Consider the following 24,529-nt stretch of genomic DNA (forward strand, 5'->3'; position numbering starts at 1 on the left):
CACTGCGGATTAACAATATAGATGCCAGTCTGCAAAGTCAAACCGCCTTCAGATAGGTTGTAGCCCCTTAAATCCGAGTTGACATCACAGAGTTGTGGAAAGCGGGCGGTCCGACGGAGCACGATGTTTTCGAGTTCGAGGGTGCTGGTGTCAGCCCCGGCTCGATATAAGCCGTTGATTTTAAAGCCCCATTTTATTTATTTCGCTTTTTCCACCCACAAAACTACCCCTGTTTCTATAACTCTCTTGTTGAGCAAATTACGCCCGCCCTTCGTTGATGAACGAAAATGACCAAAGAGTTGGATTCAGTCCAACGTCCTCGGCGCAAACAATTTCTTTTAACGCCTACTTTTCATCTAACACGATTCGGCAATGCAACAATACGACAGTTCGTCCTCTCAAATCAGCTTAGCAAACCGCTGGCGGCTTTCAAATTCAGATGCCTCCGTCGCGTACGGTGTCTCCTGAAGTAGCCTACGGCACAAAGTTCAATGGTCGGCACTCCACGGCAGCCCTTGTCTCTTTATAACGGCTGTGCAAGCCGCTGGCTGCCTTTTGCGATGAAACCGCTGCGCTTCTACCTCGCAGGAGACAGCGCCGCGATTAACCGTTTGCGCACTCGCGGACCAAGGACTCATGAAAGTCTCGTAGAGAAAGTATCATGCTTGCTCATGCAGCATAAATTCGTGGTTTTTCATTCAGAAAGTGAAAAACTTCTGCAGCCATCGATGAATTCGGGCGCTCAGGATCTGAATCATTCCGGCTTTGGGCGTTTACTATCGATCTCCCCTTGCCCCTTAACGCCTTGGTCAGGGAGCACGTCCATACCTGCTCGTTCATCTCCACGCTTTTCGGCAGCTACAATATTGCCAATCACTTCTCGGTCAATGAGTATTGAGCTACGGCCTGCGGGCATCGCTGCGGGCGTCGGCACCTCGTCGGAATTCGCCTTGACACTCGGCTCTCGTGCTGCGGATTCGGCCACGCGCACTAGGTCTACGGGCATGGCCGCCTTAGGGATTTTGGGAAGCCCGGGTCGTTGTAGGTAACCCGCATAACGCTGCTGCACGCGAGTCAAAAACGGCGCAAGTAAACGCCCGATGCGATTACCTTTCATACCAGCCCACGGCAAGACATGTATTTCCTTAAGTTTGAAACACACGGAAGCGCCGTCATACATCGCAAAAACGACCACTTCATCTTCCCGCTCAGAAAAATTTCCCCTCTCGACACTTAAATTTTTTGCAATTTCGCCATTGCTAACCCTAGCCCCCTTTAAAAGGTAGAGATCCAAATCCCCCTCATCTCCTCGAACGACGCAGTCGCAATCGGGTCTTATGTTGATCCAGTAATTCTTGCCATCTTTGAAAACGTCTCCAGGGGCAATGGAGTCGTCGTGGAGTCCTTCCTTTCTAACGAACCGTTCCCCTTCGAGCACTTGAAGAAGCGTTTTTCTATAGGCCTCAGGATCGCTCTTCTGTTGGCGATTCATCTCGTCAGAAAAGGAATCTAATTCGAGGTGAAAAGGGGTCATTCGAGAGAACAAATTCCGGGTGATAACACGTCCCAACTCATCCGAAGCAGGAATTCCGTCGGCATCAAATGTTCCCCAGAGAATTGCAGGCCAATATACGCTACGGCTATAAAAATCAGAAAACATCGAATTCTTGGCCCGCTCGTACTCCTGCTCCCACGTTTTAAGTACCAAAACAGAAGGCGTGGACTGAATCCACTCATTTAGTACTACGAATACACCTTTTTTTAAAACATCGTCTTTACTGTAAACGAAGATGTGAGAGGGCTGATCTCTCTGATACAGATGAGCAAATTTATGCAACGCGTCCTTAACCACATCCGGATCGTCATTTGTAAAGATGAACACCGGTGCCAACCTGCTATTCTTCAGCTTTACAAGAAACTCAACTTTCTCGTTGAGTTGTTGCTTCGCGAGCTGCGACGGAATTTTTACAGGGTTACCAGTTTCCGCATCAATTGGTATTACATGGAGCTGCCAATCCATAATGAAAAACGCGGCACCACTAAAATTCTGAAAATCAATATCGGCCGCGGGTAATGCATTAAGACCAACAACGTGTCCCCCGTGCCCTTTTATCGACTCGATAATTTCCTCAATCTCAGAGCCTGCCTGCGCCAGTTCATCATCGATTACAACAGCCAACCCTTTAAATAAGCCTTGTGCGGACATTATTCTTCTTCCTTAACAAAAGAAACGAGAAAATTAGCTCCGGACAAAAGTCTCTGCGATTTTAGATCACAGTATTCTATGGAATACTCGTGACGTTCGAGCAGCTGCCGTGCGATGTACAATCCCAGGCCGCGCCCATCTTGTCCCTTGCCAGAGAAGAAAGGGTCAAAGATATAAGGTACATCATCGGACTTTATTCCAGGACCATTATCTGAGAATATTAAAGTTCCTTCCTCGCCATCCATCGATATCAGGATTTTCCGTTCCCCGATTTTACTTTCAAGCCAATAAGCAGCATTGTCAAACAAATTCAAGAAAAGCTGTAGCAATACGGCATCGGTAGTTTTAGCCACAAGAGGCGTTGCAGTCTCGTCAATTTCCAAGTCAATTTTCGCCGCATCCAATGCCGATTGGAATAAACGGACAACCTTGTCGAGAACGTCAGAAACTCGAATATCTTTACGGCGTTGCTTAGTCGACTTAAACAACAGCTGCAAATCTTTCATTTGTGCTTGAATAAAGGAGAGAGTGCCGCGAACCATGGAGAGATCCCGAACAACAATCTCTTTGTCGAGCTCGCCCGGGCGTTGACTCTCGGAAATGAGCGAATCGACAACAGCCAATGTACGGTGCATTGCAACCATCAGGTCATGCGATGCTGTCTCGACGGAAAGTCCCACACCTGCCAAGTGCTCGGTCGTTTCTGCCCGTTGCACCAGATATTTGCGCTCTGCCTTGTATAGCTTCGCGGCAGTTGCAATGTCTTGCTGAACCTTTTGCGGCGCGGCCAAGGCACTAACGGCAGCCACATCCAAAGCGGTCTGGACTTGCTCTTTCTTGAATACCTCTACTTCGCGCACGACACTAGATTTCTTGCGATACAGTTCAAATGGGCCCTTACGAACCCAAGCTAAAATGAGCCGCAGTAGCGCAACAAAATCGGCCGTGGCATAACCCGTATCGATTAACCCTTCTCGACTTGTTTTGTCTTTTAAATCAGGATTGGCTTTTTGAGTAATATTAACGTAGCCGACAACTTGATCGTTACTTAGAAATTCACTCGCACGGATAGTGCCTCGCGTGACATCAATCTGCAGCCAATCGTCCTCTGGATCCCCATATGGATACACCCGAATTCCGTCGCGATAAAGATATATACGGTGCTCTTTGATTAACTTCTTCTGCTCACCATCAAGCTCATACCGGCCTTTAGCATCATTACTAAAATCAAATACATAAAAAGCAAACGAAAAGGGACCGCAGTTGACACCACGCTGCTCCAACACGCCGCCATCCTTTCCGAAGTAATTTCGGAAGGCAGTCATTCCGGACAACTCTGCATCTTTTAAACTGAGGACAGTCGGCACTCCATCGAGTTCAAAATCGAATTGCAGTCGCTCTTGATCAAACCCCCCTACTACCTTAAGTACGGTTTGATTTTCAATTATATTTTCGAGCTTTTCCTTGTGAGCCACAGAAAATGGCTGATACTCCTCATCTCGGAAAATAGAGACCACAAATTCATCACTGGACTCTCTATCCGTGAGATTGTCGCTCCCTACGGCTTCGTTACCAACAAATATCGACTGCAACCTAGTCAAATCTTCGTAGACTTTTGCTACCTTAGCCCGAGACCACGCGCTTGCAAGAGCAGAAATTTGGATGCGCGTCCCATGATTGGCTCGCGTAACCCTACGAGTACCAATCGATATTTGTGCAGGCTTTATATATGCTGGAGTCTCTGTTGAAGACAGCGTAATTCCGATGTCATCTAAGAAAAGCGCCGACTCAGTTTTGCCTAAAAAATTCTCGTCATACGAAGAGACATCAAGCGTGAGGGATTGCTCTGACTTTTGCCGCACCGCGCGAGTGCTGATTTCAATTTTACGGCCAAGCTTGAGTAGCGCAAAGCGACCTATTCCTTTCTCTCCCTGGATCACTCGACCCTTTTTTGTAACCGGACTGCCTTGTTTCCCGATGAACTTTAATGGGGTCGCGGGGTTGACCCAGTGGTCCTCGATAATAGATTCGGTCATGCCAATGCCGTCATCTTCGATAATTATCCTCGACGTACTATTGGCTCCAAAATCCGGATCAAATCCCTCGAACGTGACCTTTACCCATGAGGCGTCCGCATCATAGGAATTTTTTATTATCTCAACAAGGGCGATACGTTCGTTTTTAATTAACTGATCACCTAACATTGTTAGGAGACGGGCGTAAGGGCGGAATTTGAGTTTCTTTTGGGTCATCGATGAGCGATCAAAATATATTCTTCGGAATAAACCATCTTCGATAGTTTCTTTTGTGAAAACTGTCCGTTATTCTCGCGATAGGGAGTATGCAGTTTATTTGAGATCGTTCGCTTTGTCGCCAGCACTTTCCTAAAACCGCTTTTCATTAACGATTCTGTCAGATGCGCGGCGTTATCAAGCTTGACGCCATTCTGAGTTGTGTCACCAATGACAAAAAATGCTAGACCGCCTGGACGCAAAAAAGAGAAACACCGCTTCGCAACTTTTTGCATATCCAAGTAGTATCTGGCCGCAGCGCCTGCGGCAAGCGGGTTTTTACCGTACAGGCTGAATACAATTTGGTAGGCAACCTCATTCAAATTCTTGAGTTCTTTTCGCAAATCTACCGCGTTTACTCCACTACCAATCGAACCGACGCGAAGATCGCGATAGTCTTCCGCGTAACCTAACCACAAAGAAGATAATTGATGCAGATCGGCATATTCATACGACGTTACGTATGGCGGACTGGTAATAATCATGTCCATGAGCTCGGCAGGCGCTTGGACATCAATAATATTACCGTTAACGATTTCTGTTTTTGCGGTATTGCTTTGACTTGACGCGCGCCAAGCGCTAGTCATGAAGCTACATTGCTTCAAAAATTCGTTCAAAACGTCCTTGGGCTTTTTAGTCGGGTCAAGCTGAGGCTTTGTCGAACGCTGTCTCCATTGTGAAGTCGACTTTAGAATTGCAGAAAACGCGCAAAGAAACGCATCCTTGAACGGTGAGTTTTCGGGCAGCGAAATATTTATACTGTTCCGGAGCCTCGCCAAAGCCCGAAACTGTTCAATTTGAAACCAATACAAAAGCCTATTTGTTCGGCGTAGAGAGAAGTTAGTCTCTTCGTCAACTAACTCAAAATTTGCCAAAATCAAATCGCGATATCGAACAAACTCCTCTGGATCACAGAATGTGCTCTTGACCGAGGCAATCAATGTCGCAACTGGATTGATGTCACAGCCCCAGAAATCCACTTCTTCTCGTCGGGCCTCATAGGCAACTGTTCCGCATCCACAAAATATATCGGCAACGCGCTTGAGAGTTATCCCCTCTCTCCTCGCGTAGTCCAAAGCCCTAGTCGCGAGGAACGCAGGAAACTTTGCTGGATAAGAGTGAATTTTATGAATTTTTGACTCTACGATGTCATCCAAATCCCAGTCGCCATTTGACTCCAGCGAATCGAGTCTCTTGAATGATGAATTGTAGGAATAGCTCACATCAGTCAATTGAGTTATCATTATGGTCCGCAACCCTTATCCGGATAAACCCGAACCTACTTAAGCGTGCCCGAAGGTCAGAATGGTCTCGGTTCGCATCCTCTTGCCAAGCGAGCCACCTGCCGGGGTCGGCAAGTATCTACTTCCTACTGGCAAATCCCGCTCGAAGGAATTAATCGTTCTCATTCCATTCATCACCGCAGCCGCTTCAACGCCTGCCGAGTTTTGAATAAAGTTGCCCTTTAAACACGAATTTCCCACCACAAAGGTGGCTGTACCCTCTCTTTTCACTACGCGGGCTACTTCGGACATCATCCGATATAAGTCTTCAGAATAGCGGTGGATCATGGAAACATGCTTGCGCTGCAGTATCTCAACATCGCACATTGCTGTCCAAATAGGCTGATATCTCGTCATTACCAATTGTTTATCTGGGGCACGTTCGGCGCCAATGCTAGTCGAACGAATTCCTCTTAAATTGCTTATACGAAAGCCAAGCCAGACTAATGAAAGTCGATGGCCTCTGAGATAGTCAATCGCATTTAGATAAGGCGGGGAAGTTAGTACAAGATCAACACTATTATCGCCAACTGACTTCAATTTGCGTGCATCGCCAAGGTTTACTTCCGAAGCTCCAGAAGTTGGCGTTTCGAGTAAGCGCTTTCGAATTTGGGCTATTGACCGCATCAATGCCGGTAACACTTCAAAGTCTGATTCAGCGCTTACTTTATGTGGCCTGCTGTGGGAGGTGTCGCGCGCTAGCGAAGCGGCTTGTTCTTTAGTGATAATAATTCTACTGAGTGCAACTTTTATCACATCTATGGCTGCTTTCTTTTGGCCGGAGAATCGCCTCCGTGTCATGCCATCAAGCACAAATGCAATTTTTCGCAGAGCAATCTTTTGCGCAGAACCGAACCAAAAATCGATAAAATCACTGGTTTCTGGGTCGTCGTCAATCCACGGAAGCACTACGCTCTGGTCGCCGATTCGCTCAATTTCATCGAAAAGTTGATCAGCCACCGTTTTGATCAGGTCGTCTGCAACGGACTTCGTCCAGACACGGCTCATCAACACTGCGAGGGGGTCCATATCAAAACCAAAAGCGCGATGGCCCAATTCTGCAGCTTGACGGATCACAGTTCCAGAACCCGACATAGGATCTAACACCACGCTATTTGGACGCAGATTGTCTAAGGTCGCAAGCGCGAGTTCCGGAGCCATGCGGGCCGGGAAGGGATGGATTGTACGAATCAAAATTTTTCCTAGTTATCTTCGGCGATGACAGTAAGGCAACACCGGTCGGCGGCGCATCATAGAGTTCGGGGCGCGGCAGATTCTTCGCAACGATTCTACCTCTCGGCTCATCTTGGTCAAAGTATTACTAGCGGTAAATGCTCAAATATTCGCTTTCGGAGGGGTGCCACGGCTGCGCAAAGTGAGAATTTACCTGGTATGGGCGTCAAAGCACACAAAATCACCTCGTACCGCTAGCGACGGCACGACCTTGAAACGGTCAGGGCGGAGCGAAATCGAACAATTCAAAAAATGGCCTCTACCCTGCCATGGGGCTTCAAGAAGAATGGAAGGCACTTTTCATGGTGGCCAACCACGCGTATGTTCATGTCCGCGTTTTCGAGCTGGTGCCAACGGGGCCTAGCGGCTCGAAATAGGTGTCTATAAAATTTGGATTCGGATGAAGCACGAAACGCCATAGAGGTAATAAGGTGCTGTTGAAATTAAGGGGGATGCATAATGAGAATTCGTCTGGATCACCTATGACGTCAATTGCAATGGGCTTTCCGTTAGCGACTGTATATTCGGAATAGGCCTGCGAGATCATTGAACTCATTTCAGCGACAATAGCGAACGGTTGCCCGCTCGGTACCTCATCCGGGCAACTCGTGAATAGCAAACCCAGCAATCTATTGTTGTCGATTATCGGCTGGCAGGATTGTCGCCAGCGCCCGTACTTCATCAGGTAGAACGCTATCCGCTGGTCTAGCTCATCCAGGAGTTCGTTCCCATCACAAAAAAGCTTTGCGGTTTTGAACGTGACGCTAGCGTCTCCATTGATATCAATCTCATTTGCATTGTCAGAGTCCCCCATTAACTCCAATGAAAGCTGCGGAAGCGTAGCGATTGATACATCTCCAAGAGTGTACATTTCGTTTTTCGCGATCGCGCTAAGTACGGTAATGGTAAAACATTTTCCGGTTCTAACAAATGCGTCCCTTGAAAGCAAACACCACATTTTAATTCGCGAAAAATAAACAGCTACTTTTAGATTTAGTCCTTGCGCCTCTGCGTAACGTTCAAGAGTTTCCAAATAGTTTTCATTTATAGAGAAGCATTCGTCGAAACTCGTGAAGTGAAAATTTTTCACCTCGACCAGCATCACCGTTCCGTCGTGCAAAACAAGCCTATAATCCGGCGCCTGCATCGGAAGCCCAGAAACGAACAAATCCCCTCCATCTTCTGTCTTTATTAACCTACAGCGTCCAAGAGCCCCTGCGATATAGGCGAACATTGCCTCAACTCGCTTTCCATGCAAAATTGTATCGGCTCGTCTTGTGGTTGTAAGGGAATTTAAAGTAATTTTCCCGAACTGGATCAGGTCTTGGTCACTGTCGAGCTTGAGATTGTTTACGCGCGCCAGTGCCGAAAAAAGTTCAAGGACCCCGAATTTCTCCGGGTCTCTTTTCATACGTCTCATCGCGTTACTCTCAATATTGGGAGGCCGTCGCCGACATTGTTCGGGAAAAGCACACGTGAGATCTCAAATGGAAAACTGCGAGGCCTACTGTCCAATGTGCTGGATCAACAAACTTTACCAGCTAAATGCACTCGGTGCACACCCAACTACTGTGCGATCCAGCGCTTCCCGCGTAAGAGTGCCTGGCGTAGCGAACCATGCTGCACCCCGCAAGGGGCCCAGCATCAGGGTGGCGGATCCTGCGAGAGTTCGCTATTGTGTTCGCCTTGTGCGGTCCTACGAATGTCTGATGGATTCGTAATAGGTTGAACATTTCCTTAGCTGGGTCGGGTGAATAGTTCTTGCGATGCTGCTATTTGCGGTTAATGGGCAAAGTCGTTCTTCGCATATTCACCTGAAAATCGTTAGCGCAAGAATATTGCGTAACTGCACAAACGGTTCTGCTAGCCGGTTCATCCCATTCGAAACGAAGACTTGCGCCAGCACCAAGCAAGATGAAACGGCCCTAGAGTTCTGCCAGGGCTTTCAACGCATACGACAAGCTTGGTTCTCGCCAATTATACGAACGTGGATAAATCTCTATAAATGAGATTTCGATCTGCGATGCAGCAGTTGAAGAGGAGCAGCACCGGGATTGCCCCCGACGCGCCAACATCACCCATAGCTCCTCGTTTCGCAAAGATCGGCACACGGCGACGTCGGAGAGCCGACCACGTGAGGATCTGACGTAACCGCCGCGCTGTAAGCTGGGATTCAAAATCCTCAACGCACCTCACTAGGGGCGACGCGCGCCCGTGGCAAAGGGTCTCGGGGCACAGCCCTGAGCAGGATGGTAGGCAGCTGCAGGAAGTGCAACGACCGCAAGCTGCCGGTTGCGATTCCGCCGCATGCGGCGGTGGAGCAAACCCTACCCTGTCCCAGCTTTTTTCGACATTTTTCTGTCGGTTTTAGCGGTCGGGATCCAGTGGTCAGAACAGTCGCGTAAGCGCAGGCTGGAACGTCGGGCGACACAGACGATGTGCGTTTTTTGGTGCGTTTTTTCGTGCGTTTTTTTGCGTTTTTTTTGCGTCTTTTTGTGCGTCTTTTGTGCGTGCTTATGAGCGTCGTTGTGTACGACTTGTGTGCGTGCTCGTGAGCGATGTTGCGTACGATTTTGGTGCGTGTTCGTGAACGTCGTTGTGTACGATTTTGTAGGAGCTTCTGCGCGTCCTTGTGCACTTCTTGCACACATTTCTTTGCGCTTTACGCAGTTGGTTTGATGTGCGTTCGTCGCGGCAAGCCAGCGGTAAAGATCCTGACCAAGCTATCCGCATTGTCTTTCCGAACTACGCTAGCATCCGCGAAAGCTTTGCCGCAGGTGTTAGCTAGCTGTGCGGTACGCCCTGCCCCCGCCGCGCGACAGAACCCTCTCGTTCTTGCATTCGCCCCCCACCTTGGCCAATTGCGCGTTCGCACACGGCTGTGCAGGATTCGTGAACTTCGGAATGATTTGTCTCCGCTCAGATGAGATCGTGTACGATTGCCGACCTGACACCGGCGGCCCCGCTGACAAGACGTAACCGGGGCCCCTGCCAGAGTTCGGACGTCACTAGCCCATCGTCGACCTCCCGGCTTCCTTTGAACGTGGGGCTGTGTCGGGTTTTCCGAACCGTCATCCACAGAGCTTCGAAATCAAGGATCGCAAAGTGTCTTCATTTACTATCGCAATCGAATCTTTTCTTGACGCCATCAATGACGAGCAGTCCTGGGTCGAGGAGCTCAACGTTCATTTGCAGAAAGTCTCCGCGCTATATTCAGAAGCCAGTGCTGGCGAAATCAACGATTCGCTCCGTCGGCTCGCGTCGTTTTTGCCAAACTTGCGATTGGTGGCACTCGGCCATGTCGCCATTACCTGCGGTTCGCTGGTTGAGCGCGGGGGCGATCCTGAAATCGCCGGGCCCTCATTGCTTGAAAAGCTCACTGTTGTCAACGAGGCGGTTTTGGACTTCTATCATCGCTGCCGGGCTCGGGCCGAGTGGGATAAAGAACTCATTGAGGAGCTGCGGCCGGCGGCCATCGAAAATGCTGACGAGGATATCGGGCCGGACGGCTTGACGCCAGCTGCGATTATCGAGGATCACGTCAACAACGAAGGATGGCAAGGCCTCGCTCAGCGCTTCGGGCCTGAACTTTTTGAAATATGCCCGACTTCGGTTTTAGGCCATATGGCGGACGAGTATTTTCGCCTTGGCCTGATCGCCCATCTCTCGCGGTCGAAGAAATTGCGCAGAGCAGCACGGGAGCAATCCGGATTACTTGAACAGACTCGCACAGTAGACAAAGCCAGTGGTACCGAACGGAGCTTCCTAATCACCATGTTGCGAGTACTCGACGATGAGCAACTATTGATCTTGCATGTCGAGCAAAAGAAAGGGTTTGTGATTCGCATTTCCGGCATCGCTGACAATTTTCAACTGCACACGCTACTGGCCGGTGCGATCATCGGTTCACCATCTAAGGGCATGGTGACCGGGGAGGCGCCGAGCAGCTTGGCCGTGGCCCAATGTAAAGACACTGCCGTGGGCGAGGCTGGCGGCGAACATGTGACCGGGCCATTCAATCTTTGGAACTGGGGCGGTATCCAGGCCGACGGTCGCCTCCCAGCCGGACAAGCCGGCATGCGTCACTGGATTTGGGGCGAAGGATCGCCCGCCGACATCCTTCCATTCGAGGATCGCCGAATGGTGCTCGTGGGCCCGCCGCCGTTCGGACGGAGTTGGGTCGCTGGCCGTACATTTTGCGGCATGGCTGGCGAAATGAAGGTCGAGCGACAACTAAGCGATTCCGAAGTGGCGCATTGGGTGACGCGCATTGCGCAAGCGGCACACCCGGCTCAGTCAAGTGCGGGCTCGCAGCGGACACCTTTCACCTCTGAAGCGGCGTCGAATGCGAAACCATGGTGGAAGTTTTTTTGAGGGTGTCAGGGCCAGGTGCTGGAACCTGACATCAGGACTACAACGAGCGCATCAACGCATCTAGCCGCGCCGGCTTTAATAAACTGTCGCATGTTCTAACTGCACATAGTCGACATTGCGTGCGACTGCTGCACCTGGCCCCTTTACCGGAAACTGCGGAATGCCTCATCGCAGCGCAGATGGGATTATGTATGATAGCCGCACCTGACACTACACCACGCTTTTTCGCATCCGATGACGACTTGGTGAAGTTCACTGACCTACTCAGAGAAAAAATCGCGCGCCATGAAGCTGTCAACCCAACTGATTAGACGAAATGTCCCACAATCCAACGATGGCGAAAGCACACAGTGCCAAGCAAATGGAAAAGTTCATTGCATTAGGGTGGACGCTAGAACATGAATTTAAGGCTGCAAATGGGGAAACCTACGAATGGCTTCTCCGTTGGACCCTCAGTTCTTCTCCGGTCAGCCGCCCTGTCGATAGCATAGATTGAAGAAGATGTCGTTAGCTGCGACGCCGTTACGGCCGGTCGTATAATCGGCCGAGATCGGCGAGCAGCGGTCGTTAAAATTATCTCAACGATCTTGATGTACCTTACACTTGGATGCATAGAAGAAATGACTTGGGAATATCGAGTAATGAATCGGAGCGGTGAGCTTGCCATCTATGAGGTTTACTACCGTGACGACGGAACTGTGCAGGGCTATAGTGCCGATCCAACCTTCCCAGGTGGGGATACGATAGGCGCGCTGCGCGAGAATTGTCATCAATACTTGGCTTCGCTGGAAAAGCCAGTGCTTGAATACCAAGACTCGTGAAGTCATGCATCGCACGTCTGAGGGCAATTAAACATGGCATGCAAGGTGCAGACGGAGTCGTCAGCTTGCGACCGAGTATTATCGGCCAGGAGCCGTCATTCGTTTAGCTCTTACTTCACTAGTCATACTTATGTACGAGATCGAAATCACACGGTTTCAACCACTCCCCACATTGCAGAAATTTTCCTTAGCTGCAGCGGCGGAGGCAGCGACTGTAGTCTCGGGTATAGACGATGAGACAGCTGTCATATTCGTCGCGAACATCCGCGATCAAGTCGACTACGGCAACTTCTACGTTTGGCTTTGCACAGGGCGCGCATATGTCCGCCTCGACGAACACGGAGAGCACTTCGGTTCCTATCGAGATGCCTCGGCGATTCCACCGGTTGAAACTGTATTCTTTCATGAGGATGGGTCAACCTTCAGTGCTCCACTCGCCGCCACGGTTAGTGTTGCGTCAGCTCGAGAAGCTCTGGCGTATTGGCTGGCCACAGGCCGAGCAACCACTGCGCTCCTGTGGTCATAGTGGCGACAAACAGCGCTTGGCTGATGCGCGCAGCTGTGACCGGTGAGTCTACTTGCTGCATGTCCGATGTAGCGGCATCGGCCGAGGTCTGCACCGTGCCTTAACCGTCAAGTACAATCAGCCGCAACCGGCCAGCATCGGCCGTTCGCCATTCAAACGCAACTAAGGAACTCGCTTTGGCTGACATCTTACTCACACCGGATGAGGGAGGCTACTACTGTCTGACGCGGGAACTGCCACCCGAGACAATGCGTCAGCTGGCACAACTAAGTGCGTTGGAGCCGCTCAAGCTCAGCATCACCAAGATTGCGCAATTTGGTGTCGGGCACGCACGGTGTCTCGCTGGTCTGCGGGTTCAGCAACTGTGGATATGGTGCGATGTAACGCGGGCGGCCATGAATCACATCCTGCAGCTTGAAGGACTACGGGAGCTCGACATCCTCTGTATGTCCGGTCCAGGCAAATTGAAGAATTTTCACAAGGCCGTGCAGCTCGAAGTTTTTCGCGCCAATCATTACATGACTGAGCCCGACCTGCTCCAAGTGGCGCAATGCAAGTCCATTCGCGTGCTCGGTGCGCAAAATGCCGATCTAACGCAGTCCGCGTTTGCCGCGCTGCTGTCTATGCCCAACCTCACTGCGCTAGATCTTGAAGCCACCCGCTTTGACGACAAGATGGCGAGGAAGATCAGTCGCTCCACCACCGTAACCTCGCTCGACGTCGGCGGAACTCGTCTGACGCGGGCTGGCCTCGCACACCTAATGAAAATGACCCAGTTGCAGTCCCTCGACCTGTGGGCACTCGACTTGAACGCTACAGACCTCACGATACTGCTGACGCTCCCCAACCTGGAATACGTGTCGTTCGGCGGAAATGATAATGCGCCGCCGCTCGACGCCGGTGCCATCACGACGTTAATTTTGGGAAGTCATAGTCTAAAGCGCGTTTGGCTTGAAGGCATTCCGCTAGAGGTCCGTCAACGCGAAGCTCTGGAAGTCAAACTTGAATACTTGCACCTTTCTAACTGAACTATGGGCGGCGAGGGAGCATTGGTCCGATAGCAGCTTTGGGGTGCGGATTCAACCGCTCGCATTTACCAGCAACTAAAGGCCAGAAGTGGTCGAGCGCATTTTGCGCCAGTTAACGCGTTCGCCCCCGCCGCCGGCTGGTCGCGGGTAGTCCGCAAGTCGCTTTGGTCGCGCGGCCCGAGGCACGTCAACGGGTCTCGGGGCGAAGCCCTGAGAAGGGTGCTAGGCAAACGCAGGGAGTGTAACGACTGGAGCTTCGCCGATTGCTATGCCGCCGCGCGCGGCGGTATAGCAAAGCCTACCCTGTCCCGCTATTTTCATCGCCCTTTTTTCAGGCATGAGGCACTCGCACAGCGCCGCTAGTGATACGTTCTCGAATACGTTTTTGCATACGATTTCGTCCACGTCTTTGTATACGTTTTCGTGTACGTTCTCGTGAACGTTTTTGTGAACGTTTTTGTGAACGTTTTTGTGACGATTGTTGCGAAGACTCGTGCGACGGCTTTGGTGAACAAACACCGACACGATGCCTTGAACGAACACCTGAAAGACCGTATGAAGGCGTCCGTGCACGACCCCGCCTCCGCACTCCATGTGCGGCATCGGATGGGCCTCGCTTGGTGCGCTCGTCTATCGCCGCATGCTCTTGTGGTTCCGCCTTACCGCGCTTCGTCTTATGCACGGTATGCCGTTCGCGTTGGCGGCTTGACCCGCGGCATTGGCTGGTCCGTTCGGCGCCATTGGGACTCGCGTCTCCTGGCAACGGACGGCCCAACAAGTGTGGGCTCGGGCAGCGGTCCTCGTTGCGCGAAAGCGCGCCGTGTAACGCTTTTAAAGCTACGACGCTTAGCTACACTTGGTGATATGATTCCCAAAAGAAACAACCAGTAGATCTATCCCATACTCAACCTAGAACGATCACACGCATGAAAATAGTAATTGTCATCGCTTTGTTTGCCTTCATTGCCGCCATCTTGGTGGCCGTTACGCTAACGCAGCAAGGCAAAGAAAGGGCTGGCGCCTACCGGAGGCGGAAGGTGATGTCGGAGAATGAACTAGAATTCTTCGGCCGTCTCGTAGCCGCGCTCCCCGACCATTATATTTTTCCTCAGGTCGCCATGAGTGCGCTACTGGAAGCCGCGAGCAGCGACAAGAAAACAGCCCACAGTGACCGGCTTCGCATCGCGCAGCAGCGCGCAGACTACATTGTTTGCACGAAGAACTGTGACCTGGTTGCTGTCATCGAGTTGGACGACAGGACCCATTCAACGGCAAAGGATCAATTGCGGGATTCCCGCCTGGAGCAGGCCGGCATCCGCACCGTCCGGTTCCAGTCCCGCGCCAAGCCTACTGTCGATGTGCTCCGCGCCGCCATCGTTGGACAGACTTCAATGGCTGCTGCAGTGCAGGCCGCACCAATGCCTTGAAGATCGCCGCTGCTCCTGGGACCGATGAAGCTTTGCGGCCCAGCGTGGTCGGCGACATAGGCGCGCGCGACCAGGAGCAGACTTATAAAATTTGAATGATGCACGAGCTCACCCTCTTCCTGACTCAGATTTGTGGTACGACGATGGCTCCGTGCGGGCATGTGCAGTGATCGATGAGAACACTCAGATTGCGCTGCAGTGGCTATCCATCTATTGGAATCGCTGGTGGGGGCAACCGAGCCGACTAGCGCTGTTTTTGCCGTCAAGTACAATCGACAGTTGTCGGTCAGAAGCCGGTATTCGAACTCCGCACCATGGTCACCGCGTTTAACTTTAAGACTGGATCAAACGCCACATGAACTTCCTTCCCCTTGGGTTTCTTCTTGGTGGCTTTCTCTTAGGAGCGTGCATCTCGGAACGATCATTGCGCAGGGTGTCCGAGACTCAGCAAGGTCGGCTGCTGCGCGAAACGGCGATGCTACGAAAAATTCATCTGGTTGGTATTCCTCTTCTTCTGCTACTAGGATACTTTTTTCCTATCGCATTTTGGCCAGGCCTGACTGTATATTTTTTGCTTGCTACGTATTTGGTCGCTGCGCGACTGCGTTCGGTGGATTTGCCGATCGAGCTCAAACAGTGGCAAATCGGGTCGGTAGCATCGATAGCCGCAGGCGCAGGTATCGCATGGATTGCTACCCTATTTTTTTAGTGGCGCCTCCGCCAATTTATGAAGGTTCAAGGCTGCAGTGGCCGAGGTCGGCACGCACCGGCACCGTCGGTTACCACCGGCCAAGAACAGACCCTCGAGGCGAAGAAGGCCTGTTGGCCCGGCAGAAGCACAAACAAATTTAACCTTGGCGAAAACTTCAATGACTGATCCTGAATTCTGGAACCTGATAGCGCTGATCGATGTGACTGCATTAGATGAAGGGCGCGAAGATGAGGCTGTCGAACCGTTGCAGACCGCACTGAATATGAAGTCAGAGGCTGAGCTATTCGGCTTCGAAGAGGCCCTGTCTCAAAATCTCTATGCGATAGATGGCGATGTCTTCGCCGACAACGCAGGTGATTCCGGTGGTTCGGATGATGGGTTTCTTTACGCACGCTGCTTTGTAGTCGCAAAGGGGCAGGAGTTCTACGAAGCCGTGAAATCTGACTCCACACGGATGCCGAAGTCAATTGAGCAATGGTGTGAATCCTTGCTTTATCCACATCGCGCCGCATGGGCGAAGCAGACGGGAAAAGATCAATCCGAATGGCCGTTCGAAGCAACCGTCAGTTATGAAAGCGGCAGCAACGCGGAGCTCTGGCACGAGTAGAGTGCAGCTCTCGGCCAGGAGCTGCCCCTCGCAATGGGGCTCGGGCTCAGCGGCATGCAGAGCTGGTTTAGTTTAATAGGTATTGGGCGCTATTTATGAATGGATTCAATTGCCGAACATGCGGCGAGTATCACTCCGAGATGCCTATGTGCCTCGGAGCAGATGCGCCTGCCTTGTGGTACACGTTACCGGAGGCAGAGAGAGCCTCTCGTGCATTGCTTTCTTCTGACCAATGCGTAATCGACAACGAACATTTTTTCGTCCGTGGTCGCATCCTGCTCCCCATCGTAGAAAGCGATGACTCATTCATCTGGCTAGCTTGGGTTTCGCTAAGTGCTAAGAACTTCAAAAGAATGAGTGAGCTCTGGGATACTGATGGGCGAGAGGCAGAACACCCATACTTCGGCTGGCTCCAGTCTGCACTTCCATATGCGGAGTCTACTCTGAGCTTGAAAACCGCAGTACATACTATGCCGCTTGGCGAGCGTCCGGAAATCGAGATTAAGTCGGAAGAACACCAACTCGCGACCGAGCAAATTCGCGGCATCTCGATGGCAAGGGTTCAAGAAATTGTGGAGCGCGCTTTACATGGGTAGTCCGCCTCGCCGGACTAGTTAAAAACAGTGCTGGACCGCCGGTTCACCGCCCCTGGTAGGTGCACTGAACGGGTAAAATGGACCATGAGCCGACGCACAAGGGCAAGGAAAACAATGATTTATCTTGACTGTTCGGGCGTCCGTTTTGGTTCACAGCTTGACGAGAAGCATCTGTTTGAGTGGGCGATGGAGATTCCCGGTATCCTTCGATGGGAACAGGACACACTGGTCGTGAGAACGATCCTATCGCAGGCCTCCCTGAGGGATCTCGTAGCTTTGTTCAGTCGGTATCAGATACCGATGGCACAACTTGCTCAATTCCGAACGACAAAGAACGAAGACTGGTTTGCTTCACCAGAGATGTATTGGCAAGGTCGCGTGTTCGGCACTTCGTTACAAATCGCCTCGCATGTTCAGGAGGCAGCTGGCGCACCAGGCTGTGAAAAATGGCGCTAACTAAGCGATAGGGTGTGTCCGATTAAACTGGGGCAAGATCAAAGACAAGTACGATGCATGGGGCACCTCATAGTGGCATTTTGAAGTCGGTACTGATGGCTGGGTGACTCGGCAGATTGAACAGTACGATTGCGGGATGCGGCTTCGCTATGGGCCTGCACATGAGGCTGACGAATCTGGGGGGCTTGCTCAGGCCGCACTTGCGCTATCGGATCCGGAGTACGTATCGATTTCTCAGCAGGAATTCGATACGCTTTGGCAGCACTTGTAGCGATCCATTTCGGCCGATAGCGGACTTTGGCGACCTAATGGAATGCTACTTCACCCTGCACGGCAGCGCCCATCTGATACGTAGCAACGGGGCCTCTCCCCTGTCCTGTTCCGCATTCACGCAATGCCGAGCAGAGTTGGAAAGCTGCAGATGCTTTGTCTCGGCTTAGACGAGATCGGGTACGATTGCCGCACCTGACACCACGCCGGATTCACGCCGGCTTCAAGCGAATGCAAAAGCTTACCAATCCTGAAATTGATGCAATTGAATCCGATCTTGGATTTCAGCTTCCTGGACTCTACAGAAAGCTTCTGATCGAAATTGGGCACGGAGAGTGCGATGGCTTCGAAATCTATCACCCCCGCGAGATCTCCGGCCTCTATGAACATCACTTCGATAACCCGGCAGATCTCTTCAGGTCCTACTTCCCTTTCGGCTGTAACAACCGAATGCAGGAGATTTGTTTGATCGATCCTTCGAGAGAGGTCGCGGCGAGTATCTGGCATGAAACCCACCCTGATGACTACCCTGACGAAAGATGGCTGCCATACGAGCAGTGGATGCTCGAGCATGACAGCAAGCTTCCGCGCGCGGAAATCTAACGTTAGCGGAGCCCATTTTGAGGTTCATCGCGTGACAATGTCGTCCTAGGAACGCGAAGTAGCCAGACATCGTAATCGCACAGACAAAGGGCAGGTACGGCACGACGAACAGCGAGTGACTTCTTGACGCAACAAGGCCAGTAGAACGCGAGGCGCCTTTGCTGCCCACCTTGATTAATGGTAGTTCCAAATTAGATAGGCCAATGGAAAATTTCAGACGTCAACTCGCACGTTCCGCTACAAGGTTTGAAATTGGTGGTTTTCGGCCTCCACAGGACGAATTTGAGAGCTGGTTTGGCCGCGTGAATGTTTGTGCCCCTGGCGAATCTTGGCCGGAGTCCGGAGGAAAGCCGATGCATGCACTTTGTCAGATCAACATGCGAACGCTCGCAACCAGACCCGAACGTCTCGCAGACATCGATCTCATTGCCATATTTGTCGGCCCAGATGACCTCCCCATTGATACACCGAATGGTGAAAACTCGTGCCTTCGTGCTTACAAAAATATTGACACCTTAGTCGGCCTTCCCCCGAGAGATACAAAGTCGCAGATCCGAGCTCTTCCTATGCGGCCAATCGCGATTCAAGAGGATTTCCCCTGCTGGGAAGATGTGCCAACTGAAATCGCCGCCGAGGTCGATGAGCACTATTTCGATCTGTTTGAAAACATCGGTGGTCTGAAACTGGGTGGTTGGCCAATGCTGGTGCAATCTGAAATTTATTGGGCGCCATGGAACCGACATCCAGCGTTGCCAGAATACGTGTTTCAAATCGACTCTACTGAGAAAGGCAATTGGATGTGGGGAGACGCAGGCGTAGGCTATTTTGGGCGAGGGACGGCGCCGGGAATGGAAGACGAATGGGCGCTAGCATGGCAATGTCTCTAGGCATTTAATTTCGTTCACCAAATAACCAAAGAGGACCGATAAACGCAGATCTGCAACGTCGGCAATGGGGCAGTCGCCGACGACCATGTGTGCGTGGCCGGGTACAATCGGCCAGAAGCCGTCACTCGCTGGACTGCTTCCATCTTTCGTCAACTCCGATCCACGATTGCATGCCCATCAACGCCATGAAAAACCTCACCGTGATTTTGGTCGACCCACCTGACGATGAAGCACCGTCAGTTACGCTCCGAAGCGAACAAGGTGAGCTGGTTGCATTTTGCTATCCGTGCAGCCTCAAGGTGGGCGATGTCATCGCAAACCGTCTAACGGTTCTGGATGCCGATGTTCGGGCGGCTTATTTGTCTGACTGGCCGGCCGACCAAAAGGAGGCGCTGTCCTCAGATTACCTTGAACGGATCAGCCATTACGCCTATCGTGGACGGGGACGCGTTATCGACGCTGAGAGAGGGCTAGTTGAAGTGCAAGGTTTTGTGATTGAGATGGGCGCCGCGAACGAAGGCCATGTCGATTTCGAGATCAATCGCCTCGATATAAGCCTTTAGGTCACGACGAAACAGTCCACCTCGGGCGGCCGCGGGCAATTCGCCGACAGCATTTTGATGTCGAGTACAATCGGCAGTAACCGGCTAGAAGCGGCCAGTCACGTCAAAACTATTCTTTGCTTGTCATGTCTCTACTGTCACCAACATTGAACTGGATTGTCAAGGCGTGGAACGAAATGGGCAAAGAGTTTTGCTCGGTCGAAATTCCGGTCCTACAGTTTCATCACTTTGATACTGACGATCTGGGGTTTCCCTTCCGGAATTCAGCCATTAATTCTTGGCGCTTAGTATCTGGACAGGTGATTGCTGATCCAGAAGTGAAATTGTCTCGAGTGCCTTACGTGGCATTTTGCTTGAGCGAGCAAAAGTCTACCGTGCATGTGCAGGTGCAATGGGCTACACGGTGCGGCTATGGATGGGATATCAAATTTGGCACCCATGGGGAAGTCAGCAGTCAGAAACTGCGATGGATCTCCTAGACTTGTTGTAGCCCCCGGGGCAGCGCTGGAACGAATGCGGGGCATCTCCACGTCAATGACAGAGTTGGACGAGTTAAAGGAATTTGCCCGTGTTGCGACTCGATCCGCACTTGAAGGATATGAGCGCATACCTGAGGAGTGGGAGCTGAATCTGACTCTCAGGACTTCTTTCGACGGTGACCATCGAATTTTCGAGCTGTACGTTGCTGCCGAACGGCCTGTCGATACGGTAGTGATCAGTTCCGCAACTGTGAATCGAAAGACGAAAGCAGTTGTCGTCGCAATCCCAAATCTAATGCAGAAGGCGAAATAATAACCCTTCCTTCCTCCCAAAAATAACATGCCGCGAATACGATTGTGCAGTCGCGTAGGCTGCTTTGAGGTCCGGATTCAACCGGTCGACGCAGCACACTAATACCCAAGAACGCCATGAATGACTTGCCAAACGCCGGAACCGGAAGCAACGAGGTAGTACGAAAAAAAATTGACGCGGCCGTCGCTGCCAGGAACTTAGGTGCCGTGTCAAACAACACTCGCTGGAATGAGCTGATCAATCACTTCCGCAGTCTGACGGAATGGCGTCCGTCTTACCGGTCCAAATCGGTGACCGGGCATATTTCCGATTGGGACGTTGAGTGGTTCTACCATTTGCCTTTTCCGTTCGCGTCCGTCGAATGGTTTGATATCGGTCTATGGGAGCCGGTCCCCGCAAAAGGGATGCTGCTCGCACCTTCCAATATTGACCATACGGTTGAAATTTCTGAGATCGTCAAACAGATCGGTTTCGAATTCGAGGTACGCGGCGACATCCTCAGGATCTGGGGCTACGTGCCGAAATCTTACGAGGACTTCCCGCGCTGATCCTTACGGTTCGACGTGCTCCAGCAGCCTGATGAAGTCTGGTGCAACCTTAGGGCTGGGACTCTCTGGAACCTTCGGGGACGGGGAATGGTCTCTGATCGGACACTACTCCCTGCCCGGCATCGCGAAGGATTACGATCAAACTTTGCGCGAACTGCAGAAACCCAGCCGCCACGCTCATGACCTCCTCAAACCTCACGGTCTCTAATGCTTCGACTTGCTTCTTAACGTCTTGATCGTAGTGGCCTGCGGCGTGATTGCGAACGGGGTGCCAGCCTTTCAGTTGCTTGAGTTCCGCTTTCCACCGTCGCTTCAGATCGTTAATAGCGCTTGCTTCGACCGCGATGTCACGCGCCTCTGCTAGAGCCAGCAACCTAGGTAGCAGCGTTGTCCTCAAGCGCGCGTCAAACTCAAACAGCCGCAGTACCAATCCCTTAAGAGCGACGGATAGCGCGAAGCCAATGGGCTGATTGCGCAGCACCGTCGTCATCTCCACGCACACATCGTATTGGAATATGCAAGTCTGCAGCTTTATCTCTACGAATTCATGCGAGAGCGCATTAGTCGGCAACGAATAGTGCTTGTAGGCCTCGTTTAGGTTGGTCTGCGCCTTGAGGACCATCTTCTCAAAATCGATCTCGTATATGGGCGTCACAGCGTTAGGACCGTTTCGAGAGGGCGTTCAAGTCGATGAGACGAGTGTCGTTCAGCCGTATCAGACACGAGCGCTCGTACGACGGAGCTGCTGTGCCATTTTCTGAATTCCGTGAGTGCTGGATGCGAGTGAGGTCTAACTCAACACCGCACTGCTTCATACGATAGTCTCTCCACGCCTCATGCGCTGCAATCAGCATTGGCCTGCGCGTGTTGTCCGCACCTTTCACTAACGCCGAGTTGGCCTTCTCTACTTGCATGGACGTGTCTTCCAGAGTCGTTTTACTACAAGCTTCGTCAGAAAACCAAAACGGTTTCTCACGGCAGTTCTCAGCCAATGCAGCTGATGGTAGAGATAGTAGAATCAGGAGGTAAAGGGCCGGCCGCATATCAGTCTTCGTGGCAAAGATGCCCCGTTGCGCCGAACGCCTTGTATCGGTACGTTCTAAATTCCCCTTTGGACACGTACTCCTTCGCACTTTCATTGCGCACCTTAAGATGCTCTTCAACCTCCGCGCTCTTGAGATTGTAGTGACGCTTGTCCAGAAAGCCCGCATTTACAAGCTTGGGATGATTCATCAGTGGCGTCAGATCGCCATCAAGAACGCTTGTGTCAACAAATCGGAAGTCCAGCAGGTTCGGCATTTTCTCCAGAAAGCGAAGATTGTCTAGTGGCGCGCACCCGTTCAAGCATAGAACCTTCAGATTGCGAAGGTCAAACAGGTCACTCTTCGGACTGAACTTTCGCGACGTGTTCACATGGAGCCATTCGAGATGATCTCCTATACCGGAGAGTCCTGCGTCGCTCTCAAGCTTCAGGCACCAACTAAGTTCAAGGCGCTTGATTTTGCCTAGTTTTGCGATTTCCGAGAAGGACGTGATGTTTGAAAAATTCATTTCAACGTATTCAGCTGAGGTGACGCCACTCAGCCCATGAAAGCCGGGCTCCTTGGTTTTGAACCTCTGAATACGATAGTACGTTGCACCTGCCACTGCTTCAGACAAGGCCTTACCGCGTTCAAACTCGATGGTCGCCAATTGGCCTCGTGGCAAGCGATCCATCCATATCGTGTTGTAAGTCCAATCCATCTGCATTTTCTCGCTGTGGGCAACGGCAGCTTGTGGCCGGCAACGCTATTGTACTTGACGTGCCATTGTGATTAACCGGCGCTCAGGGCCACGCCGCGCAATAGCTCGCCCACGCCTGCATCAACGTCACCCGCTTCTCGAACAGATCTCCACGCCGATACGCCGCCTCCACCTTGTCCGGCAAGCTGTGAGCCAGCGCATGCTCGCACACCTCGCGCGAGAACGCGTTGCTCGCCTCCTCCGAGCACCAGTCGCGGAAGGTGGACCTGAAGCCATGCACCGTGATGTCCCCGTGCCCCATGCGCCTTAAAACGGCCGTCAGGCTCATATCGGACAAAGGCAGGTCTTTGCCCCGGCCAGGGAAAACAACGTCGCCAACGCGCTCCAATGACTTCAGAAGGACCATCGCCGCAATCGACAAGGGAACCCTGTGCTCCTTCCCCGCCTTCATGCGTCCGGCCGGAATCGTCCACACCTTCGCAACGAGATCGATCTCGCTCCACCTGGCGCCACGCACTTCGCCCGACCTGCACGCAGTGAGGATCGTGAACTCGATGGCCCGCGCAGCCACGCCCTCGCACGCGCGCAGTTCGTCCATGAAGCCACCCACGTCGCGCCACGGAAGCGCGGGATGGTTCTTCACCGGTGCGATCTTGTTCGGATTGGCCAGCAGATTATCGAGATGCCCGCGCCAGCGCGCCGGGTTGTCCCCCTGCCGGAATTTGCTGACGGTCGCCCAACCGAGTATGGCCTCGATGCGTCCACGCAGACGCACCGCCGTCTCGGTCTTGTTTCGCCAGATGGGCCGCAACACCTTGACCACCAGGTCCGTATCGACAGCCGCCACGGGCAGCCCGCCAATCAACGGACTCGCATACGTGGCGATGGTGTTCTCCCACTGGGCCACATGCTTCGTATTCTTCCAGCTCCCCCGATGCGCATCGATATACGCCGCAGCACATTCATCGAACGTGATGCGCTTCGCTTCATCAAGAGCATGCGCACGCCGCGCATCGCGCCGCTGCCCCAGCGGATCGACACCATCGAGCAGCATCTGCCGGCACGCCCTCGCCTTCGCGCGCGCGCCGGCCAGGTCCACGGTGATGCAAGACCCCAGCCCCATCTCGTGCGACCGGCCATCGCGCATGTAACGAAAGATCCAGCTCTTTGATCCAGACCGCGACACCTGCAGCCAAAGTCCGCCACCATCCCCATGGTAGCCAGGCTTGTCGAGCCTGCCAACGAGTATGGCGGAGAGTTTGTTGATCCGAGAGGCCATAAATTCCTACCCACAAATCTACCCACAAATGAAAGCTGGATTGAGCGGGATCTTATCGCACAACCTGGGACAAACTTTTGAGATTTCTCCTATGAGGAGACGAAAAAAAGCCCCATCGTGTGGGGCTTGATGTTCAAGATCTGGCGGAAGCGGTGAGATTCGAACTCACGAAGGGCGCAAACCCTCGCCAGTTTTCAAGACTGGTGCCTTCAACCACTCGGCCACGCTTCCTGCAGCCCCGCATTATACAGAATTCACCGCCGCCTGGACACCCGCCCCGCCCA

At 52.2% G+C, this 24,529-nt stretch carries 20 protein-coding genes and 1 tRNA gene; 11 read left to right on the forward strand and 10 right to left on the reverse strand.

Annotated features, from left to right (window positions below; genetic code table 11):
• Positions 1–754: 754 nt before the first annotated feature.
• The 5 genes from BUC24_RS14260 to BUC24_RS14280 form a co-directional block, all read right to left on the reverse strand.
• On the reverse strand, positions 755–2,206 hold the full coding sequence (locus BUC24_RS14260) for a hypothetical protein (RefSeq protein WP_073217306.1): 1,452 nt from the start codon (positions 2,204–2,206) through the stop codon (positions 755–757).
• Positions 2,206–4,458, reverse strand: a complete 2,253-nt coding sequence (locus BUC24_RS14265; RefSeq protein WP_073217309.1) for a sensor histidine kinase — start codon at positions 4,456–4,458, stop codon at positions 2,206–2,208. The genes BUC24_RS14260 and BUC24_RS14265 overlap by 1 nt, the downstream gene beginning before the upstream one ends.
• Positions 4,455–5,741, reverse strand: coding sequence for a class I SAM-dependent methyltransferase (locus BUC24_RS14270; protein ID WP_073217312.1), 1,287 nt, complete (start codon positions 5,739–5,741; stop codon positions 4,455–4,457). The genes BUC24_RS14265 and BUC24_RS14270 overlap by 4 nt, the downstream gene beginning before the upstream one ends.
• Before the next feature lie 39 nt (positions 5,742–5,780).
• Positions 5,781–6,974, reverse strand: a complete 1,194-nt coding sequence (locus BUC24_RS14275; RefSeq protein ID WP_073217317.1) for a TRM11 family methyltransferase — start codon at positions 6,972–6,974, stop codon at positions 5,781–5,783.
• 364 nt (positions 6,975–7,338) lie between these two features.
• Complete coding sequence (locus tag BUC24_RS14280; RefSeq protein WP_073217320.1) at positions 7,339–8,424, reverse strand: hypothetical protein; 1,086 nt, start codon at positions 8,422–8,424, stop codon at positions 7,339–7,341.
• 1,694 nt (positions 8,425–10,118) lie between these two features.
• Here BUC24_RS14280 and BUC24_RS14285 point away from each other — a divergent pair.
• The 11 genes from BUC24_RS14285 (at position 10,119) to BUC24_RS14350 (ending at position 21,223) form a co-directional block, all read left to right on the forward strand.
• Positions 10,119–11,387 (forward strand): hypothetical protein, encoded by a 1,269-nt coding sequence (locus BUC24_RS14285; RefSeq protein ID WP_143167523.1) that lies wholly within the window; start codon positions 10,119–10,121, stop codon positions 11,385–11,387.
• A gap of 1,523 nt (positions 11,388–12,910) precedes the next feature.
• Positions 12,911–13,762, forward strand: coding sequence for a leucine-rich repeat domain-containing protein (locus BUC24_RS14295; protein WP_073217329.1), 852 nt, complete (start codon positions 12,911–12,913; stop codon positions 13,760–13,762).
• A gap of 926 nt (positions 13,763–14,688) precedes the next feature.
• On the forward strand, positions 14,689–15,189 hold the full coding sequence (locus BUC24_RS14305; protein WP_073217336.1) for a DUF2726 domain-containing protein: 501 nt from the start codon (positions 14,689–14,691) through the stop codon (positions 15,187–15,189).
• Between the two features lie 355 nt (positions 15,190–15,544).
• Positions 15,545–15,898 carry a hypothetical protein gene (locus BUC24_RS26660; RefSeq protein ID WP_143167524.1) on the forward strand — a complete coding sequence of 118 codons (354 nt, stop codon included), beginning with the start codon at positions 15,545–15,547 and terminating at the stop codon, positions 15,896–15,898.
• 160 nt (positions 15,899–16,058) lie between these two features.
• Positions 16,059–16,508, forward strand: coding sequence for a DUF4240 domain-containing protein (locus tag BUC24_RS14310; protein ID WP_073217339.1), 450 nt, complete (start codon positions 16,059–16,061; stop codon positions 16,506–16,508).
• 95 nt (positions 16,509–16,603) lie between these two features.
• Positions 16,604–17,104 (forward strand): DUF2199 domain-containing protein, encoded by a 501-nt coding sequence (locus BUC24_RS14315; RefSeq protein ID WP_073217342.1) that lies wholly within the window; start codon positions 16,604–16,606, stop codon positions 17,102–17,104.
• Positions 17,105–17,218: 114 nt separating this feature from the next.
• Positions 17,219–17,560: a hypothetical protein gene (locus BUC24_RS14320; protein ID WP_073217345.1), complete on the forward strand. Its 342-nt coding sequence runs from the start codon at positions 17,219–17,221 to the stop codon at positions 17,558–17,560.
• A gap of 501 nt (positions 17,561–18,061) precedes the next feature.
• On the forward strand, positions 18,062–18,433 hold the full coding sequence (locus BUC24_RS14330) for an SMI1/KNR4 family protein (RefSeq protein ID WP_073217347.1): 372 nt from the start codon (positions 18,062–18,064) through the stop codon (positions 18,431–18,433).
• A 203-nt stretch (positions 18,434–18,636) separates the two neighbouring features.
• Positions 18,637–19,320, forward strand: coding sequence for a DUF1963 domain-containing protein (locus BUC24_RS14335; RefSeq protein WP_083598925.1), 684 nt, complete (start codon positions 18,637–18,639; stop codon positions 19,318–19,320).
• A gap of 170 nt (positions 19,321–19,490) precedes the next feature.
• A complete protein-coding gene (locus BUC24_RS14340) occupies positions 19,491–19,883 on the forward strand; it encodes a hypothetical protein (protein ID WP_143167525.1) in 393 nt (130 codons plus the stop codon).
• A gap of 908 nt (positions 19,884–20,791) precedes the next feature.
• The gene (locus BUC24_RS14350; protein ID WP_083598926.1) at positions 20,792–21,223 is read left to right on the forward strand and encodes a DUF6678 family protein; all 432 of its coding nucleotides are present in this window, start codon (positions 20,792–20,794) and stop codon (positions 21,221–21,223) included.
• A 49-nt stretch (positions 21,224–21,272) separates the two neighbouring features.
• Here BUC24_RS14350 and BUC24_RS14355 read toward each other — a convergent pair whose 3' ends face one another.
• From BUC24_RS14355 to BUC24_RS14375, 5 genes are all read right to left on the reverse strand, one after another.
• Complete coding sequence (locus BUC24_RS14355; RefSeq protein WP_143167526.1) at positions 21,273–21,845, reverse strand: hypothetical protein; 573 nt, start codon at positions 21,843–21,845, stop codon at positions 21,273–21,275.
• A 37-nt stretch (positions 21,846–21,882) separates the two neighbouring features.
• On the reverse strand, positions 21,883–22,362 hold the full coding sequence (locus BUC24_RS27560) for a lysozyme inhibitor LprI family protein (protein WP_373887974.1): 480 nt from the start codon (positions 22,360–22,362) through the stop codon (positions 21,883–21,885).
• Complete coding sequence (locus BUC24_RS26975) at positions 22,268–22,966, reverse strand: hypothetical protein (RefSeq protein WP_073220112.1); 699 nt, start codon at positions 22,964–22,966, stop codon at positions 22,268–22,270. The genes BUC24_RS27560 and BUC24_RS26975 overlap by 95 nt, the downstream gene beginning before the upstream one ends.
• 82 nt (positions 22,967–23,048) lie before the next feature.
• Positions 23,049–24,245 (reverse strand): tyrosine-type recombinase/integrase, encoded by a 1,197-nt coding sequence (locus BUC24_RS14370; RefSeq protein WP_073217367.1) that lies wholly within the window; start codon positions 24,243–24,245, stop codon positions 23,049–23,051.
• A 141-nt stretch (positions 24,246–24,386) separates the two neighbouring features.
• Positions 24,387–24,476, reverse strand: a tRNA-Ser gene (locus tag BUC24_RS14375).
• Positions 24,477–24,529 lie beyond the last annotated feature (53 nt).

This window comes from Massilia sp. CF038 (assembly GCF_900129765.1).
Lineage (GTDB): Bacteria > Pseudomonadota > Gammaproteobacteria > Burkholderiales > Burkholderiaceae_D > Telluria_A.

Excerpts from the sequence above, each read along its gene's own strand:
- BUC24_RS14335 (WP_083598925.1), top strand. The coding sequence starts at position 18,637 with ATGGAAAATTTCAGACGTCAACTCGCACGTTCCGCTACAAGGTTTGAA.
- BUC24_RS14355 (WP_143167526.1), bottom strand. The coding sequence starts at position 21,845 with ATGGTCCTCAAGGCGCAGACCAACCTAAACGAGGCCTACAAGCACTAT.
- BUC24_RS14280 (WP_073217320.1), bottom strand. The coding sequence starts at position 8,424 with ATGAAAAGAGACCCGGAGAAATTCGGGGTCCTTGAACTTTTTTCGGCA.
- BUC24_RS14330 (WP_073217347.1), top strand. The coding sequence starts at position 18,062 with ATGCAAAAGCTTACCAATCCTGAAATTGATGCAATTGAATCCGATCTT.
- BUC24_RS14260 (WP_073217306.1), bottom strand. The coding sequence starts at position 2,206 with ATGTCCGCACAAGGCTTATTTAAAGGGTTGGCTGTTGTAATCGATGAT.
- BUC24_RS14315 (WP_073217342.1), top strand. The coding sequence starts at position 16,604 with ATGAATGGATTCAATTGCCGAACATGCGGCGAGTATCACTCCGAGATG.
- BUC24_RS26660 (WP_143167524.1), top strand. The coding sequence starts at position 15,545 with ATGAACTTCCTTCCCCTTGGGTTTCTTCTTGGTGGCTTTCTCTTAGGA.
- BUC24_RS14305 (WP_073217336.1), top strand. The coding sequence starts at position 14,689 with ATGAAAATAGTAATTGTCATCGCTTTGTTTGCCTTCATTGCCGCCATC.
- BUC24_RS14265 (WP_073217309.1), bottom strand. The coding sequence starts at position 4,458 with ATGACCCAAAAGAAACTCAAATTCCGCCCTTACGCCCGTCTCCTAACA.
- BUC24_RS14320 (WP_073217345.1), top strand. The coding sequence starts at position 17,219 with ATGATTTATCTTGACTGTTCGGGCGTCCGTTTTGGTTCACAGCTTGAC.
- BUC24_RS14370 (WP_073217367.1), bottom strand. The coding sequence starts at position 24,245 with ATGGCCTCTCGGATCAACAAACTCTCCGCCATACTCGTTGGCAGGCTC.
- BUC24_RS26975 (WP_073220112.1), bottom strand. The coding sequence starts at position 22,966 with ATGGATTGGACTTACAACACGATATGGATGGATCGCTTGCCACGAGGC.
- BUC24_RS27560 (WP_373887974.1), bottom strand. The coding sequence starts at position 22,362 with ATGAAAGTGCGAAGGAGTACGTGTCCAAAGGGGAATTTAGAACGTACC.
- BUC24_RS14350 (WP_083598926.1), top strand. The coding sequence starts at position 20,792 with ATGAATGACTTGCCAAACGCCGGAACCGGAAGCAACGAGGTAGTACGA.
- BUC24_RS14270 (WP_073217312.1), bottom strand. The coding sequence starts at position 5,741 with ATGATAACTCAATTGACTGATGTGAGCTATTCCTACAATTCATCATTC.
- BUC24_RS14340 (WP_143167525.1), top strand. The coding sequence starts at position 19,491 with ATGCCCATCAACGCCATGAAAAACCTCACCGTGATTTTGGTCGACCCA.
- BUC24_RS14310 (WP_073217339.1), top strand. The coding sequence starts at position 16,059 with ATGACTGATCCTGAATTCTGGAACCTGATAGCGCTGATCGATGTGACT.